Annotated in this window: 13 protein-coding genes; all 13 read right to left on the minus strand. The window is 47.0% G+C overall.

Annotated features, from left to right (window positions below):
* Positions 1–21 precede the first annotated feature (21 nt).
* A complete protein-coding gene (locus IEW11_RS08965; RefSeq protein WP_229725077.1) occupies positions 22–444 on the minus strand; it encodes a GlcG/HbpS family heme-binding protein in 423 nt (140 codons plus the stop codon).
* 24 nt (positions 445–468) lie between these two features.
* Positions 469–1497, minus strand: a complete 1029-nt coding sequence (locus IEW11_RS08970) for a zinc-dependent alcohol dehydrogenase family protein (protein WP_188530727.1) — start codon at positions 1495–1497, stop codon at positions 469–471.
* A 63-nt stretch (positions 1498–1560) separates the two neighbouring features.
* The gene (locus IEW11_RS08975; protein ID WP_188530728.1) at positions 1561–2406 is read right to left on the minus strand and encodes a carbohydrate ABC transporter permease; all 846 of its coding nucleotides are present in this window, start codon (positions 2404–2406) and stop codon (positions 1561–1563) included.
* A gap of 16 nt (positions 2407–2422) precedes the next feature.
* Entirely contained in the window at positions 2423–3352 is a 930-nt protein-coding gene (locus IEW11_RS08980; RefSeq protein ID WP_188530729.1) for a carbohydrate ABC transporter permease, read from the minus strand.
* Positions 3353–3430: 78 nt separating this feature from the next.
* Positions 3431–4912: an ABC transporter substrate-binding protein gene (locus IEW11_RS08985; protein WP_188530730.1), complete on the minus strand. Its 1482-nt coding sequence runs from the start codon at positions 4910–4912 to the stop codon at positions 3431–3433.
* A gap of 96 nt (positions 4913–5008) precedes the next feature.
* On the minus strand, positions 5009–5896 hold the full coding sequence (locus IEW11_RS08990; protein WP_188530731.1) for an alpha/beta fold hydrolase: 888 nt from the start codon (positions 5894–5896) through the stop codon (positions 5009–5011).
* Positions 5897–6167: 271 nt separating this feature from the next.
* Complete coding sequence (locus tag IEW11_RS08995) at positions 6168–8459, minus strand: AraC family transcriptional regulator (protein WP_188530732.1); 2292 nt, start codon at positions 8457–8459, stop codon at positions 6168–6170.
* Between the two features lie 320 nt (positions 8460–8779).
* Entirely contained in the window at positions 8780–9247 is a 468-nt protein-coding gene (locus IEW11_RS09000; protein WP_188530733.1) for an acyl-CoA thioesterase, read from the minus strand.
* 113 nt (positions 9248–9360) lie between these two features.
* Complete coding sequence (locus IEW11_RS09005; RefSeq protein ID WP_188530734.1) at positions 9361–10959, minus strand: response regulator transcription factor; 1599 nt, start codon at positions 10957–10959, stop codon at positions 9361–9363.
* The gene (locus tag IEW11_RS09010) at positions 10952–12748 is read right to left on the minus strand and encodes a cache domain-containing sensor histidine kinase (protein ID WP_229725111.1); all 1797 of its coding nucleotides are present in this window, start codon (positions 12746–12748) and stop codon (positions 10952–10954) included. The genes IEW11_RS09005 and IEW11_RS09010 overlap by 8 nt, the downstream gene beginning before the upstream one ends.
* A gap of 89 nt (positions 12749–12837) precedes the next feature.
* A complete protein-coding gene (locus IEW11_RS09015) occupies positions 12838–14199 on the minus strand; it encodes an ABC transporter substrate-binding protein (protein ID WP_188530736.1) in 1362 nt (453 codons plus the stop codon).
* Between the two features lie 105 nt (positions 14200–14304).
* Entirely contained in the window at positions 14305–15093 is a 789-nt protein-coding gene (locus IEW11_RS09020) for a carbohydrate ABC transporter permease (RefSeq protein WP_188530904.1), read from the minus strand.
* A 45-nt stretch (positions 15094–15138) separates the two neighbouring features.
* Positions 15139–16089 (minus strand): carbohydrate ABC transporter permease, encoded by a 951-nt coding sequence (locus IEW11_RS09025; protein WP_373289317.1) that lies wholly within the window; start codon positions 16087–16089, stop codon positions 15139–15141.
* Positions 16090–16233 lie beyond the last annotated feature (144 nt).

The following is a 16233-nucleotide window of genomic DNA, read 5'->3' on the forward strand; positions in this document are numbered from 1 at the left end:
TTAACATTCCTCCATCCTCTATCACTGCGTTAAAATGTTCAGAGCCGCTTGGGCGCAGATGGCATCTTGCTCCGAAGTCCCTCCTGAAACGCCGATTCCGCCGATTAACTGAGATGCATAGTAGATAGGCAAGCCTCCCCCAAGCGTTGTCATGCGGTCGATTTGCGCTACACCGTACATAAGCGCGGCATCGTCTTTAATAATTGAGTACCAATCTGCAGTCGGAATGCCGAAGCCTGCTGCAGTATAGGCTTTCTTGCCGGCGATTGCACCGCCCATCAACGGAGCCTGATCCATGCGCATAAACCCCTTCATGTTCCCGCCATCATCCATAACCATAATATTGATTGCGATTTGCAGTTCATTTGCCTTATGCACACCTGCCTCCAACAGCTTCATAACCATGTGCGCTGTCAGTATCGGTTTTTGTTCCTGCAGTCCCAACGATATCCTCTCCCGATCGTCAATTTACCAGATGAATACAGCTTTCTCCGTCTTGCGTTCATCAAACATCCGGAATGCGGTTTCCGCTTCATCGATGGAAAAACGGTGTGTAATCAACTTCTCCACAGGTATGTTATGCTTGACGACGAATTCCGTAATTTCTTTGAATTCTTGCTTTGGAAAATACCAAGACCCCATCACAGTGATCTGCTTGCGGATGAACTGCTCGGACGGCTTTATCGTCGACTCGCGCGATTCTCCGACAAACGCTCCTCGACCATGCGGCCGCAATGCGTCGAGCGCCTGATTGTGGCAGATGCTCGAACCCGAGCAATCAATGAATGCGTCAATCCCGACTCCTCCTGTCAGTTCCAGCAAAGTTCCGACCACATCAGTCTCTTTGCCGTTCAATACGGTATCCGCACCAAGCTCCTTCGCCAGCTCCAGTCGGTGATCAATCACATCGATCGCGATCACCTTTGCCCCCGCCGCTCTGGCCAGCAGCACACCTGCGCCGCCCATCGGACCCATGCCGAATACCGCAACCGTATCTCTGCCCGAGATGCCCAGACGCTTCTGTGCATGATAGAGCGTACCGATGGCATCCGTGATAACCGCTCCAACCTCGAAGCTCATTTCATCGGGAATGATCATGCAATTTTCTTCCGGTACCGCCATGAAGTCGGCATCTCCTCCATGCACGTCAAACCCGACGCACTTCCAGCCCTTACAAAACATCGTGTAGCCGGCCAGACAGTGCGGGCACGTTCCGCAACCGATCGCAAGGTACACCGCTACTCTGTCGCCTACTTTTAAATTGCGCACGCCATCGCCCAACGCTTCAACGACGCCGCACGGCTCATGACCGGGAATAATGCTGCCGCTTCCCGCATGATCCCCTCCGACTACGGGATTCCCGTAATACAAGCTCATATCGCTTCGGCAGATCGCGGAAGCCTTCAAACGCACCAGCACCTCGCCCTGCTTAGGCGATGGAACCGGAACATCCCGGATTTCAATTTGTTTATTGCCAGGAAAAATTACAGCACGCATGAATAATACCTCCAACTATGGATTGTGAGTCGATTCCTGAATGCACGCGCAAGAAACGTGAGTTTAACCTTTAACGGCTCCGAACGTTAAGCCGCGAACCAAATACTTGCGGACAAAAATTGTAAATATAATGATCGGAGATGTAATAACTATCGAAGCAGCCGTCATTTCTCCCCATTGAATACCGTACATAGTGATAAATTCCGCGATCCCGATCGGGGCTGTTTTTGCCATATCCCTCGTTAGTACTAAGGCGAACAAAAATTCGTTCCAGGATTGGATCAATGCCAAAATCGAAGTCGCGGCCATGCCAGGAAGGATGAGAGGAATGACAACCTTCCAAAGGATTTGAAAGGTCGAGCAGCCGTCAACCATTGCCGCCTCTTCGATTGCTACCGGAACATCGAGAATAAAGCCTCTAATCATCCAAATAATAAGCGGCAGATTGAACGCCACGTAAGGGATGATGAGCGCAATATAGGTATCCATTAAATTCAAGGACCCGACTAATAGAAAAATGGGAATCAAGCTGACTGCAGCCGGAACCATCAAGGTCGAGAGCGTCCATGTGCTGATAAAGTCTTTGCCTTTGAATTTATATCTGGCAATGGCATAGGCCCCCATCGTGCCTGTAATCAGGCCCAGTATGGTCGTTACAACGGATACAATCACACTGCTTACCAGCATTCCCGAGAAATCGGCCGATCTGCCTTCCGTGCTTCTGAACAAGGAGATGTAGTTGTTAAAGGTCGGGTGAAAATCCCAAATTGGCGGGATCGCTATTGCATCCGTCCCCTCTTTGACCGACGTGATAATCAGCCATAAAAATGGAAACAGGAAGAGCAGCAGCAATGGGATAATGATCAGGTATGCCAATATATTTTCGATATATCGAAGCCTTATGCCCACGCGAATACCTCCGTGACTAGTCATTTGTGATTTCTTTTTGAAGCCTTCCGATGAGCGGCGTCGTAATGATGCTGAGCAGGATCAGAAATATAAACGCGATTGCCGCAGCGTATCCGATCTGGAACGATTCCAGCGCTTTCCGGTAAACAACCAAGCTTGCCAGCAGCGTAGAATTGCCCGGTCCCCCGTTCGTCAGCCCGAATACGCCGGTAAAATTCTTAAAGGCTTCGATCAGGCGAAGCACGACGGCGATCAGAATGAACCGCTTCAGGAATGGCAGCGTGATGTAAATAAACACCTGATACCGCCTCGCGCCGTCGATCGAAGCGGCCTCAAGCTGATCATGCGGACGCGATTTGAGACCCGCAAGTAAAATAAGCGCGACAAACGGGGTCCAGTTCCATACATCCAGCGCGATCATGCTCATCATGGCGGAAAAGCCGCTGCCGAGAAAAACAATCGGCTGGTCAATGATGCCGAGCTTCTGCAAATAATAGCCGACCCAGCCGAACGGAGGCGTAAGCAGATATTTCCACGTGAGCGCCCCTACGATCGGGGTAATGGACATCGGAATCAGCATCATAATTGTAATCGCTTTCATTCCAGGTAAATCTTTGTCCAGAATCAAAGCAATGAGCGTACCCAATATCATCTGGATACCGACTGCCCCGAATGCGAAGACCAGCGTATTCGTGAACCCCCGGATCACATCGGCGTCTTTAAACAAGGCCGCGTAGTTTCCGAAACCGATCCAGGCTTTGGCGGACGGATTCATCAGATTTTGGGAGAAAAAGCTGGTGTAGAGCAAATACAAGAACGGATAAAGGGTAACGGAGAGCAGCAGCAGGACCGCCGGCGCAAGAAGGATTATAGCCGGAGCGTTCATCTTGCTCTTTTTCTTCCGAGCGATTGGAGCATCATGCGTCCTTGTCGATAGAGTTGCCAAATTCAACACTCCTGTTTGAGATTTAATAGAAGAAGGGGGCTGGGCAATGGAATCTTACCGGCCCCCGCGCTGCTGAAATTACTGTTGGCCAGGCTTATATCCTGCTTGCTCCAGCAGCGTAATAACCTGCTTCTTGGAACTTGCCAGATTTTCTTCGATCGTTCCTTTACCGGTCACGATATTGTTCAGTCCGGTCGCTACCGCTCTCCAGATTTCTTCGGCATTGCTCGTTCTTGGGCGGCCGACGCCGATCGCAAGCGAATCTCCGAGCGTTTTGTAGAAATTGTTGAATCTTTCCGTCAGCGCCGGATCAGCCTGCGCTACTTCGTATACCGAGATGCGCGTAGGATGCAGCTGCTTTTGAAGCATCTTCTGCTGAACTTCCGAGCTGGTTACCCAGGCAACAAAATCGAACGCTTCTTTGTGGTTGCCGCTGAATTTGTTGATGGACAGGTTCCATGTGCCAAAGTGCGGGCCCTGAACCAACCGGCCGTCAATGATATTGCCCGGCACCATGGCGTAATCGATAATTCCGCCCTCCACGTTGGAGGTCAGAGTCTGGGTAAAATAGTTCATGGTCATAGCGGTTAGGCCCGAACCGAATGCCGTGCCGGCCTCAGTCCAGCTGAACGTACTGGTTCCCGGAGGAACGACTTGGTGTTTGTTGATCAGATCGTTGTAGTAGGTCAGCGCCTCAATGGTTTCGGGCGTATCGTAGGTTGGTTCCAGCTTGTCGTTGATGAGCAAGCCGTCCCCGCCCCAAGCCGCGACAAAAGTTTTTAGATCGTCGGCTCCCCAGTCGCCGACTCCCGGCATGAGCGTCGTGCCCCACAGCTGTTCGTTCGGACGGGTGAAAAATTGGGCGACCTCGAGAAACTCATCCCAGGTAACCGGCGGCTCAAGCTCCCTTCCGTATTGCTCTTTAAAGGCCTGACGGTTCTCCGGCTTGTCGAACAGATCCTTCCGGTACGGCATCGTCAGCACGTTGGACTGGATCGGCAAGCCATATATCTCAAAGCCCTGGCTTTTAATATCCTGCAAATCAACTTTATCCATTTCCGATGCGTGCAGCCATGGTTTGGACGGATTATAAACCGTCGTATCGTAGAACACCTTCGGAATAAAATCCTCGAGTTCAATCGTGGCGGCGACTTCAGGGTCCTCCAGGAATTCCGTAATCGGCAGCAGTTTATCGGTCAAATCCGCCATCCATGGCGTATCAATGACCATCAGATCGTAGTGCGCGCTTTTGTTGGCAAGCTCCTGGAAGACTTTCTGCTGAAGATTCGTATAGGGAGCGCTTGTCAGCTCGACTCGAATGCCCGTTTTTTGCTCATAGTCGGGAAGAACGGATTTGATCGCCTCTACGTTTGCTTCGTTCGTTGTATACAGCAGATTCAATACCTTTGTCCCGCTTCCTTCTCCGTCTGTGCCTGAAGAAGCGCTATCGGCGCTGGAATTGGAAGAACCTTCGTTTCTTGACGTACATGCGGACAACAACGTTATCGTGAGAACGGCAATGACAAGCCAGGTAATGCTTGTGAACAGGTTCTTTTTCATCTTTTATTAGCCCCTTTAATAATATTGAATGATTGGCGGGAAAACCGGCGATCGCAGGCTGCGGGAATACCGGCTTCCCATGGAGGCGATTTTCGATTAACCCATGAATTTGCGAAGCATTTCAGCTAATTGGGCCGGGCGCTCCAGGGCCAGGCTGTGTCCGCAATCAAGGAATTCCGTCGTTACGTTTTCTGCAAATATATTTGCTTCACGGTGAACTTCATCACCGATAAAATGAATGCTTCCGATCGCGTAGACAGGCATTTTCAGCTTATTCTTGATCTTCTCATTGACGAAATCGATGTTCTCGAAGGTAGCGCGGTACACATCAAAGATTGGACGCAGTCCCCCGGGACTGGAGCAGCAGCGGACGATTTCATCGACGAGATCCTCATTGATTCCGCTTGGATCGTAACACTCGTCTCTCATCCATTTACCCCAAAATTGTCTTTCTTTTCCGGAAATCAGAAACTCAGGAACCTCAGGTACATGGAAGAAGTTGATATGCCACAGCCAATGGTTGGAGTATACATTCTCGGGCTTCAATACCGACCAGTCCTCCAAACCAAGCCCCGGCAGCAGCATTTCGCACCAGGACAGCTTCTCCACCCGCTCCGGATATTTAGCCGTAAGCGCATATGCAAAGGCAGCGCCCCAGTCTTCTCCGTGAACTTTGTACGTTTTATGACCTAGGTGCTCCATGAGTTGGGCAATATCTTCCCCGATATTGTCCATGTCGTAGCCGCCCTTAGGCTTGCCGGAATCTCCAAACCCCCGCACGTCAGGAGCAATGACCGTATAATATTTTGAAAGCTGAGGAATGAGCTTGTGCCAGTAGAATAATGTCTTTGGTACGCCGTGCAGAAGCAGCAGCGGCTCGCCGGATCCCGCGGTAACATAATGAAGACGAACCCCGTTTACCGTTACTCGTCCATGGGTTACCTCGTTGCCGTTGTGATCGTAAATTTGTTTTGGATTATGCATGTGCTTCGCTTCCCTTCAGATTGGATTTGTTTGTTAAATTTGCAGTTTAGCCTTCTAGACGACAATGGAACATCAACACCATGTTTGTTTGCCTATTCATGCACCCCCAAGCTTTTGTATGGGTCAATCATACGGCCGGGCTGCTGATGTTGTGTAGCTTGACTATCGGGAATTCCTTTCACAAAAACGGAATTTCGGGTTTTTCAAAACCGGCATTTTTATATCAAAACCCAATCGTGAGTCTCACGGCTCTAAACCGATAACCAATACGTTATTCGCCCCGCGGCTGCTCTCTGAATTGGGACGGTGTCATGCCGTGCTTCTTTTTGAAGAGGGTAGAAAAGTAGGAAACATTGTAAATGCCCACCCGCTCCCCGATCTGAGCCACGGTATATGACGTTTCGAGCAGCAACTCCTTGGCTTTCTCCATTCGGATTGAGGTGACATAATCGTTAAAAGACGAGCCTGTTACGGTTTTGAACAATTTACCGATGTAACCGGAAGATAATTCAACATGATCCGACGCCGATTCAAGGGAAATCCCCGGATCCGTGTACTTGGCATGCAGATACTGCTTCACCTCTTCGATGACTTTAGCTATTTTGACGGTAGTCAGATTATTCTTATTTTCTTCGATCATGGACATAATCCGAAAACAGAAATCCTTTAGGCGCTTTCTAATTTCCTCCAACGTCTCAGCCGCGTGAACATCGTTCATGGCTGTATATAATTCATTGGGATCGAGTCCCCACCATTCCGTCATCGTTTCAAACTCCCGTATGATGGCCAGGAACAGAAAGTTCGTGTATTGAATGGCTTGCGAGTAACTGTTGTTCGAAAGATGAACAATCCAGTCATCAATTTCCCTTTGAATCGACTTCGGCTGGCACAGCTTAATGACGTCGATCAGTTTCCTTTCGCTGGAAATCGGATAACGGGAAGGCAACTCCTGCTCCCTCCGGGCCTTGGTGGCATCCAATATAGAGCCATTCCCCCAGAATAACCTTTGCTTCATATACAATTGGGCGGATTGATACGAGTTTCGGATATCCAAAAAATGCGTGCAGGGGTCTCCAATACTGACCGATACCGAAATTTTATAGTAGTTTTGAATCGTTTCCTGGATTTCCGCAAGGGTTAAATATAACGCTTCCCCGAATTCTGAATGAGGCATCTGGACGATGAGAGCGGTCTCCTCCTCCTCGATCATGGCAATTTCGTTAGGATAGACTTTGTTCACTAACTCATGGGCGATATTGCTGACGGCAAACCTGACAAGTCCCCGGTCGATGGCATTGTATTTAAGTTTAAATGCTTGAAACGAATCAATTTTGATCAAAATGGCGAGCAGGTACGGTCCTTTCAGCTCGTTTTGCCATTTCTGTTCAATATCAGGCGAGAAGTACGATTCGTTTGAATTCCCCTTCAATAAATTGAACATGTAGCTGTTCTTCATCGCCTGGGTAGACCGCATCAGATTGTTTTCCAACGTTTTGGCCGATGCCAGAGTATTCGTAAAAACTTCGGAAAGCAGGTTATATTCATCCAGCCGCAAAAGAGAGGCATTTTTTGCCGTTACGCCCCTCTCGCTCACTTTGTCCACCAAAGCTTTAATCGGGTTGTACAAATTGCCTGTAACAACAAGCGCGATCACCCCTCCGATGACGCAAAGGATGACTGCTACGAGCAGCGTCCAATTCCGGAGTTCATAAATATTTGAGAAAAGTTCGTTATAAGGACGTACACTGACAAAATACCAATCGAGCGTCGACGATTTTACATAGGTTATCAGATATTTCTTCTTATTAATCGTACTTTCAATGCTGCCTTGGTCGCTTGTTCCGTCTATAATTGTCTGGACATATTCTTCATCGGAAACATCATTCATGAAATAGGCGGCATTGGAGTGTGAAAGTACGATCCCTCTATTGTCCATGACGAAAGTACTGGTGTGAGGAGATGAAGAACTGATGCTCCGCATCGTATTTTGAATGTAGGCTTCTTCCAAATCCAGAACGATCGCAGACTTCGAATCGCCTGTGAAGGAAGGCAGCGGAATGATCTTGAACGTGAGCAGTCGATTCATCTGTTCATTGACCTGTTCAATCTGCCTGGGATAGAACTGAAAATATTGAACATGCTGCGGAGCCGGCAGATTCGGGTCCTTGCTCTGGCCTGTCGCGTCAATATAATTGCCGTTTTCAAAATTGTATAGGCTTATATTTGAGATAAACGGATATACGCTTTGCACTTTAGACAGCAGCAGTTTCACATTATAGTTAACGATTTTGTCGTTATTGGCATATAGAAACATCGTAACTTGACTGTCATTCAACAGTTGGTTGGTGATGATTTCGATCTGCTTAAATACCACATTGGCGGTATAGCTGACTTGGGAGAGCATTTTTTGAGAAGAGTCGTCAATTTCTTGTACGGCTTTGGCTGAGAATAGGAAGTACAAAATCGTCGTGACCAGTGAAATCGTAATGACAATCAGCAGTACATAGGATAGCAGCAGCTTACGGTACACCCGGTAATTCCGAAATCGCCCCAAAAAACCCATAAAAAAGCCCCCTTGACATTAGAATTTCTTTTTTGTAAACGCTATCATTAATTTTTAAAGATACCCCGAGGCCAATGCCTGTCACTATATTAGCCTAATCCATCGGTTCTGTAACTTTCAAAAATCGATGATCAGCTTTAAAAATCAGAGATAAGATTTTTAAAATTACGGCGCTGTTTTATTATTACGGATAACTAACTTTTGATGTTCGGAATCGACCTTTAGCTGGCTTCAGCATTTCTCCGCTAACGGAAAAAGGCTGCACCAGGCAGCCTTTTGTGGAACCATATATATGAGCTATACACAATATATCTATATCGCTACGATTCAGTCAGAGCATTCCCCTCGAAGGAACGGATGATTTCGCGCGCGGACTCAGGGATTGGCGTGCTTTTTCCGCTCTTCGTATCCATCAGCACGATCGTGCCGCGTCCTGCTGCCTTGAGCTGGCCATGCGCCGCAAGGGCGTATTGAATATCCATTGAAGAACGCCCGATTTTAGCCACTCGAACATGCAGCTTCAGGGGATCCTTCAAATAAATTTGCGCCAGATACTGGCACTCCAGGTCCGCAACGACGGATACGGTCTTCTCGCTGAACAAATCCTCGGTTAATTCCAGATTCTCAAAATACTCGATACGCCCCTGCTCGAAATACATAAAATAACTGACATTATTCACATGTCCGAGCATGTCCGTCTCACAGTAGCGGACCTTGATCGGAATGGAGAAATGGAATTTCTCCATCCAGCTTTGCGGATCCGGCTGGACAAAGGTTTCTTTTTTCATGAGCGGCTCTCCTCTCGTGTTGTAAACGCACACACATGAATAGTTTAAAGTTATTTTAATGTAATCGCAACAAGCCCCTGCTTCCTTCTCAATAGAAACTAAATTGCGGTGTGTTATTTTTGCCCGCGATATTCGATAGGCGATATTTGAAGTACATTCTTAAAACATTTGTTGAAATAACTTTTATTTTCATACCCCAATTGGTCCGATATGTCTTCTATGGTCTTATTCGTGTTGTCCAGAAGCCTGCAGGCTTCCTTCATTTTCACTCGTGTTACATACTTGATGAAGCCCTCTCCCGTGCCTTGTTTATAAATCCGGCTGAAATAACTGGGATTCAGATGCAGATGGCCAGCAACGGTTTCCATGGAGATTTTCTCCTCCATATGATTGGCTACATAATTTTGCGCTTTCACGATGATGGAATTCTGAACCGAGCTGAGGTCCATCGGAAACGTGATTTGCTCCATATAGTTCAACAGCCAGTCTTCCAAATGGTAGATGGAGTCCATCTGCAGGATTTTTTGATGAATGACTTCTTCCGCGTAGGATGAATTATAATGCTTCAGTGTTCTTAATTTGATAAGAATATCCAACATGAGCTTTAGCAGCCATTCTTTCACAGTGGATGGATGATAACGCTTATGGATGATGAACGCGGTCCATTTCTGCAGAACTTCCTTCAATTCAGCGTTATTATCGTTTACCAGGTATCTCTTGAATTCTTGTTCAGCCTCAGCATAATAAATAAACAAATCCTCTGTGGCATATGGCTCTTTGTTAAAACTCCGGATCATCCCGTCTTTATCGTAAAAATGTCGATTCCGCTCGGCCAGCATTTCGGTCAGACCTGACCTCAGCTGCGAATGGTTAATCTTTCCGCCAATAAGATATGAGGTTGAAGATTTCAGATGGTGCGTTATCGCGGCCTGGACACCGCGCAGCTGATCCTTCACCCTATCGAAATCATTAATATGAAGTGAAGAGGATGCCGGAAAGAACAGAACGGCTGTTGTACTGTCCAGCGGCAAAAAAACACCCGACCCACTATCCATTAAAAATTCACTCGCAATATTGTCGATGGCAAACTCGTAGGTTTCATCAGTCAGACGCAGCTCGCGAATGATATCGGAATATCTGTCCACACGGCATAACACCGGGATGATGGAATCGTGGCCGAGAACAACGCCTTGCTGCCTACATTGGCGCATCCAGTCTTGTTCGTCCCATAACGGAGCATATAACAGGTCCCGCAGCAGTTTCTTTTTGATCACGGAACGATGCTGATTTTCAAATTGTTTTAACCGTTCGGTCTGCTGAAAGATCGCGTTCTGCGTTTCCAATTCTTGGACAAGAGATCTAAGAACTTCACTTATGCTGTCCGCATGTATCGTTTCTTTAAGCAGATACTCATGCACATTATACTTGAGAGCTTGCTGGGCATAAGCAAATTCATTGTGGCAAGAAACGATCAGCACTTTAAGCTGGGCGGCTTTCGTCTTTAATTGTTTTACCAATTCCAACCCGTCCAGTTCAGGCATTCCAATATCGGTGATCAAAATATCAGGCATCGAGATCATGGCGGCTTCGAGCGCTTCCTTCGAGCTGTCGTAGACACCCGCCAATTGAAGTCCTAGTGATTCCCAGGGCACGGCTTTCTCGAAATATTCCAAGACGGGCAGGTCATCATCTACCAGCATCACCTTAAACATGGCCATTCTCCTCTTCCGATTTAGTAGGTATATTTAAAGTGATTCTCGTACCTTCCCCAAGCTTGCTTTCCACCGTCATCCCTGACGCGGCACCGTAGATAATCCGGATTCTTTCCGCCACATTGGTTAAACCGATTCCGTTGAGTTTTCTCTCACTCCGGTCGTTGCCAGGACCGTTCATGCCCAATTTACGGTTAAGCTGATCAAGCGCCACCGGTTCCATGCCATCTCCATCATCCTCCACGATGATGATTAAAGCGTCTTCAACGATCTGAGCCTTAACTGTAATGCAACCGCCATGTTGTTTAATGCCATGCATACAAGCGTTCTCGATAAGGGGCTGAATAATAAAGCGCGGCACTTCCCTTAATAATGTATCTTGGTTTAAATCGGCTACCAAATGAATGGGCTGCCTTCTGCGAAAATTCATAAGCTGCAAATAGTGGCCCACGATTTCAACTTCCTCCCGCAATGTGACGAAAGCGTTGTTCCGGTCAATCGTCATTCTCAGCACCGTACTTAAAGACTCGATAATACCGGCATTCTCCTGATCACCCTTCAATAAAATACGCATTCGGATCGAATTCAGGATATTAAACAGGAAATGCGGGTTGATCTGCGCCTGGAGCATATCAATTTCCGCTTTGCGCTTAAGCTGCTGCTCGTATTTGATCTTATGGATCATCTCCTTGATCCGGTCCAGCATATTGTCGAGCGCCCGGCCTAAAACGCCGATCTCATCCATACCGCGAACTTGTGAACGGATTTCCAAATTACCCTCGTCTATTTTCCTGACGATGCCCGACAAACGGAGAATCGGCTTCGTAAATTGACGAATCAACAAGATCAGTATGATCAAGAAAATAGAGAAGAACAAAAGCAGCGTCAGCAGTATGGACCGGCTAATTCCCGTAATTTTCCCCACTGCTTCCTTATAGGGCGTCAGGCTGATCAGATTCCAATCGTAGAAGGATGTTTCCATCCTGGCCATCAGAAAGTCAATGTCGCCCAGTTGGACAAGCATGGACTCCGATTGTTCCGAATAGGAGCGGAAGCTCGGTCCCTGGGTCCCTATCTTCAGAGGATCCAAGTGAGACAATATCTTGCCGTTCTGATCGATCAGCATCATTTCTTGTCCGCTGCGATCGTCTCCCCAAACTTTATGCAATCTTCGTTCATCCATACTTACAAAGATATAAGCATAATTGCTTCCGGTTGTCAGCTTGAGCGGCCGCACGGCCGTAATCAAATAAGGCGAGGCAGATTGATCCTGCCAATAATTTTCATGAACGCCCAGCCATGCCCCTTCGTATGGAAGCTGATCCTGGATGGCAAGAAACCAAGGCTCCGAGATCATGTTCCGGGGTTCATAGCTTTGGTTGGCGTAATTGCTAAACGTCTTTCCATTGGGCAGCAAGATGCTGATAAACAGCTTCTCCCCCGAGAAGGAGAGTGTCTCAAGCGTCCGCATCAGCTTGATCTGCTTGGAATATTGTTCATAATCTTGAATCATAAACGGCTCATCAAGCTGTTCCCGGAGCAAGGTGTTCAATTCCGGATCAAACTGGATAAAATTAGCAACATAAATCATATTGTTCAAAATGGTTATGACCGATTCATTGGCAATCTGAAGAGATTGAAAGGCGTTGTCCTCCGCATTCTTCCGCAGCAGGTCTCTGGTCAGCCATTCCGAAGCGGACAAAGTGATCAACATCGGCACCAAAATACAGACCAATGCCGTAGCGACCAGCTTTGTTCTAAGCGTATGTCTGGGGAAAAGAAACTTCATGTTCACACATCTATCCTCCGGGGTCGGGAAGTGCCAGAAAAGAGAAGACCGGCAGGCCTTCTCTTTCTGTTCATCTATTGTGATCGTTATTAGTTCGCATCGATAATTTTTTGGATTTTCTCTTTGGCATTGCTGATTGTTGTATCGATATCTTGCGAATTGAGCAAATATTTCTCTGCTTCTTCAATAAAAGCACTCTCTAGTTCCGATTGATATGCCGGCATGTTGGCCACTCCTGCTTTGGAACTGCTGAGTACATGCATAAGCGATTCTCTATCAATTAAATCGGGATTTTTAGGGAAGGTCATCATATTGTCGACTACGGTTGTCAGATCGGCCTTGGTCCAAGAAGGGAATTGAGATCCTTGGAACACGATGCCTTCTGTCGTTAACCAGCGGATAAAGGTGAATGCTTCCTCTTTATGATCCGATTTGGCGGCTATACCGTAGTAATCCGCACTTGCGCTTGTATATCCTGTTGGATCATCCGGATTATTCTTCGGATAAGGAGCGAACACCGTCGTGTGCTCATAGTTGAAGTTGTCGTTGCCGCCGACTTCAACGACCATCCAGTTGCCGATTGGAATCATACTGGCCGTTTGATTGGAGTAAACGTTGCGATAGTGCATTTTTTGCGATGTAATATCCGCATAAGAATAAGCAGACTTATCTACATTCATCGTTTGGTTCAAGATTTCCAACGATTTCACAAACCCCGGGTTATCCAGATTTGAACTGCCATCCATCTTGAGGAAACTATTGTTTTCTGCTTGGTTGACCACGGCTTGGTTGAAGAATACGGCCCAATTGTGGAAGTAGGCTCCATAACGTTTGGAAGCGCCTTCGCCTTGGGTCAGCTGTTTGGCATAGTCCATAAACTCATCCCAGGTCCAATCTGTCGGAACCGGAAGTCCCGCCTCGTCCAGGTGATCTTTGTTTAATAATACCATGTACTCCACATACTTTCCAGGAAGCGCATACACGCTGCCATCAAACGTAGGATCAATCTTATACTCTTCCTTCACGGAAATATTGTTGGCTTCCAGCAAGTCATCCATCGGCGCCAAAATTCCCATTGCCGCGCGTTGATTATACTTCGGTGTATCCGGGAAAACCACAACATCCAGATCCTCATTCGATGCGACTAATAAATCCAGCTTCTTGATACTTTCTGTTGCATCGCCATTGTCTACAAGCGGTACATAATTGACCTTAATTCCAGGGTGCTGTTTCTCAAACTCTTCAATCATTCCCTTAAGGTTCTCGTTCTCGAGAATGTGCCAGCTGTGGAAATTGATTGTTACCGGTTCAGCGGCAGGTTCCTCCGTTTGCCCATTGCTGCTAGGAGGCGTTTCCGGAGCTGGAGATGATCCGGTATTATTGTTGCCTGCTGAAGAACAACCCGAAACGACCATGATCATGAGTATGAAAACCACAAACCATTTCTTCATTTTCTCATTCCCCTTAACATATTTATTGGTGATTCTATATGCATTTTGCCATGACAGAAAACCGCTTTTAATCCACTTTTTTTACTCATCCGAAAAAATAATGACTTAACCTTTCACTCCGCCCAGCGCAATGCCCTCGATCACCTGTTTCTGCCCGATCAGGAATACGATGAGCAGCGGGATAATCGCGGATACGGCTGCCGCCATGGTCAGGGAATAAAACTGGCCGTATGTATCCGCGAATTTATTCATGGCCAGCTGTAACGTGTAATACTGATCCGTCCGCAGAAATATCAATGGATTCTGATAGTCGTTCCATGTCCAGATAAATCGCAAGATCGCATAGGTGGCAATCGCAGGCCGGATCATCGGCATTGTAACATTCAGAAAAATGCGGGTATGGCCCGCCCCGTCAATTCTGGCCGCTTCGATAAACTCATTGTTGATACTCATGAAAAACTGGCGGATCATGAAGGTTCCGAGTACACTGAAGCTTCCCAGCAGGATTAGGCCGATATGCGTATCAAACAGATTAATCGAACGCATCAAAATGAATTGGGGAACGATAATGCTTTGCTGCGGCACCATAAATGTCGCCAGCACAATCAGAAAGAGTGCATCACGTCCGCGGAAATGGACTTTCGTGAAGCCATAGGCCGCCATACATGAAACCAGCACCGAGATGAACGTCGTCAGAACCGTCACTTTGATCGTGTTCCAATAATACAGATAAAACGGATAATCGCCTACCCAAACTTTCATATAATTGGAGAAGCCGTTAAAATTGACGGGAATCCATTCAATCGGGTAGTGGAATACATCCTGTTCGAATTTCATCGATGTGCTGATCATCCAGATGAAGGGAAGCAAAAACAGTATACCGCAAGCAAGCATGAGAATGGTCAACAGTATTTTTGATAATTTCAAATGAATCACCTCCTAATAGTTCACCCATTTCCGTTGACCTACCCATTGAAACACCGTAATAGCCAATACGCATAGGAATAACACCATCGCTATTGCGGAAGCATACCCTGTTCTCAAGTTCGTAAATGCAACATCGTATAAATAATAGACCATAACAGAACTTGAGTTGGCGGGCCCGCCTTCAGTTAATACCGCAATCAAGTCAAATACTTTGAACGAGTAGACCACACCGGTTACGAGCAGGAAGAACGACGTGGACGATACGAGCGGAAGCGTGATGTTCCGGAATTGCTGCCACGAGCCCGCTCCATCTATGCTGGCTGCCTCATACAAGTCCTTTGGGATATTTTGCAGACCGGCCATATAGATGATCATATTGAATCCGATTTGAGTCCAGATCAGGATCAGCATCACCGACGGGAGTGAGTAGGAAATGTCCGCCAGCCATTTCGGCGGATCCTCTATGCCGATCTTCATCAAGAACTGATTGATCGGTCCCAGCGAGGGATGGAATAAGACTTGAAATACAACCGCCACCCCGACAACACTTGAAATATAAGGCATAAAATAAATGATTTTGAACAGGTCTTTGAACCATACGCCGTTCTTGATGATGATCGCCAATAAAAGCGATATGGCCATCGTAATCGGGATCGCCAGCATAAGAATAAAATTGTTCTTGAATGAGGTTATAAACGTTTCATCTTGAGTCAGACCTGCGAAATTGTCCAACCCGACAAACCTGATTTCATCTATACCTTTAATAAAACTCCAGTCTGTAAAGCTGATGAGGACCGAAGCAAGGATTGGAATTAATGTCATCAGCGCCGTCCCGATCAGCATGGGGCCGACAAATATCCATCCGGCTATCGTCTCCTGAAGCCGTTTTTTTCTGGCACTTGTACTTTTACTTGCACTTGCACTTGCTCGAGCTTTGTTGTTTGCAGTAATGGCAGGTTCCACGATTGCACCTCTTTCTGTTCGGTTTCCACTATGATATCCCGGGTGAGGGCATGAACATCATCAACAATTATTACTCGTTTGAAAAAAAACTTACTGTTATATAAAACACCGTGCCAACAGGTGATCGTTGGCACGGTGAGCGGA

This window comes from Paenibacillus abyssi, from assembly GCF_014640295.1.
GTDB lineage: Bacteria > Bacillota > Bacilli > Paenibacillales > Paenibacillaceae > Paenibacillus_D > Paenibacillus_D abyssi.

What these genes read in the sequence shown, in the direction of transcription:
- IEW11_RS08970 (WP_188530727.1), bottom strand. Translation starts at nt 1,497, where the DNA reads ATGCGTGCTGTAATTTTTCCTGGCAATAAACAAATTGAAATCCGGGAT.
- IEW11_RS08985 (WP_188530730.1), bottom strand. Translation starts at nt 4,912, where the DNA reads ATGAAAAAGAACCTGTTCACAAGCATTACCTGGCTTGTCATTGCCGTT.
- IEW11_RS08990 (WP_188530731.1), bottom strand. Translation starts at nt 5,896, where the DNA reads ATGCATAATCCAAAACAAATTTACGATCACAACGGCAACGAGGTAACC.
- IEW11_RS08995 (WP_188530732.1), bottom strand. Translation starts at nt 8,459, where the DNA reads ATGGGTTTTTTGGGGCGATTTCGGAATTACCGGGTGTACCGTAAGCTG.
- IEW11_RS09000 (WP_188530733.1), bottom strand. Translation starts at nt 9,247, where the DNA reads ATGAAAAAAGAAACCTTTGTCCAGCCGGATCCGCAAAGCTGGATGGAG.
- IEW11_RS09005 (WP_188530734.1), bottom strand. Translation starts at nt 10,959, where the DNA reads ATGTTTAAGGTGATGCTGGTAGATGATGACCTGCCCGTCTTGGAATAT.
- IEW11_RS09010 (WP_229725111.1), bottom strand. Translation starts at nt 12,748, where the DNA reads ATGAAGTTTCTTTTCCCCAGACATACGCTTAGAACAAAGCTGGTCGCT.
- IEW11_RS09015 (WP_188530736.1), bottom strand. Translation starts at nt 14,199, where the DNA reads ATGAAGAAATGGTTTGTGGTTTTCATACTCATGATCATGGTCGTTTCG.
- IEW11_RS09020 (WP_188530904.1), bottom strand. Translation starts at nt 15,093, where the DNA reads ATGCTTGCTTGCGGTATACTGTTTTTGCTTCCCTTCATCTGGATGATC.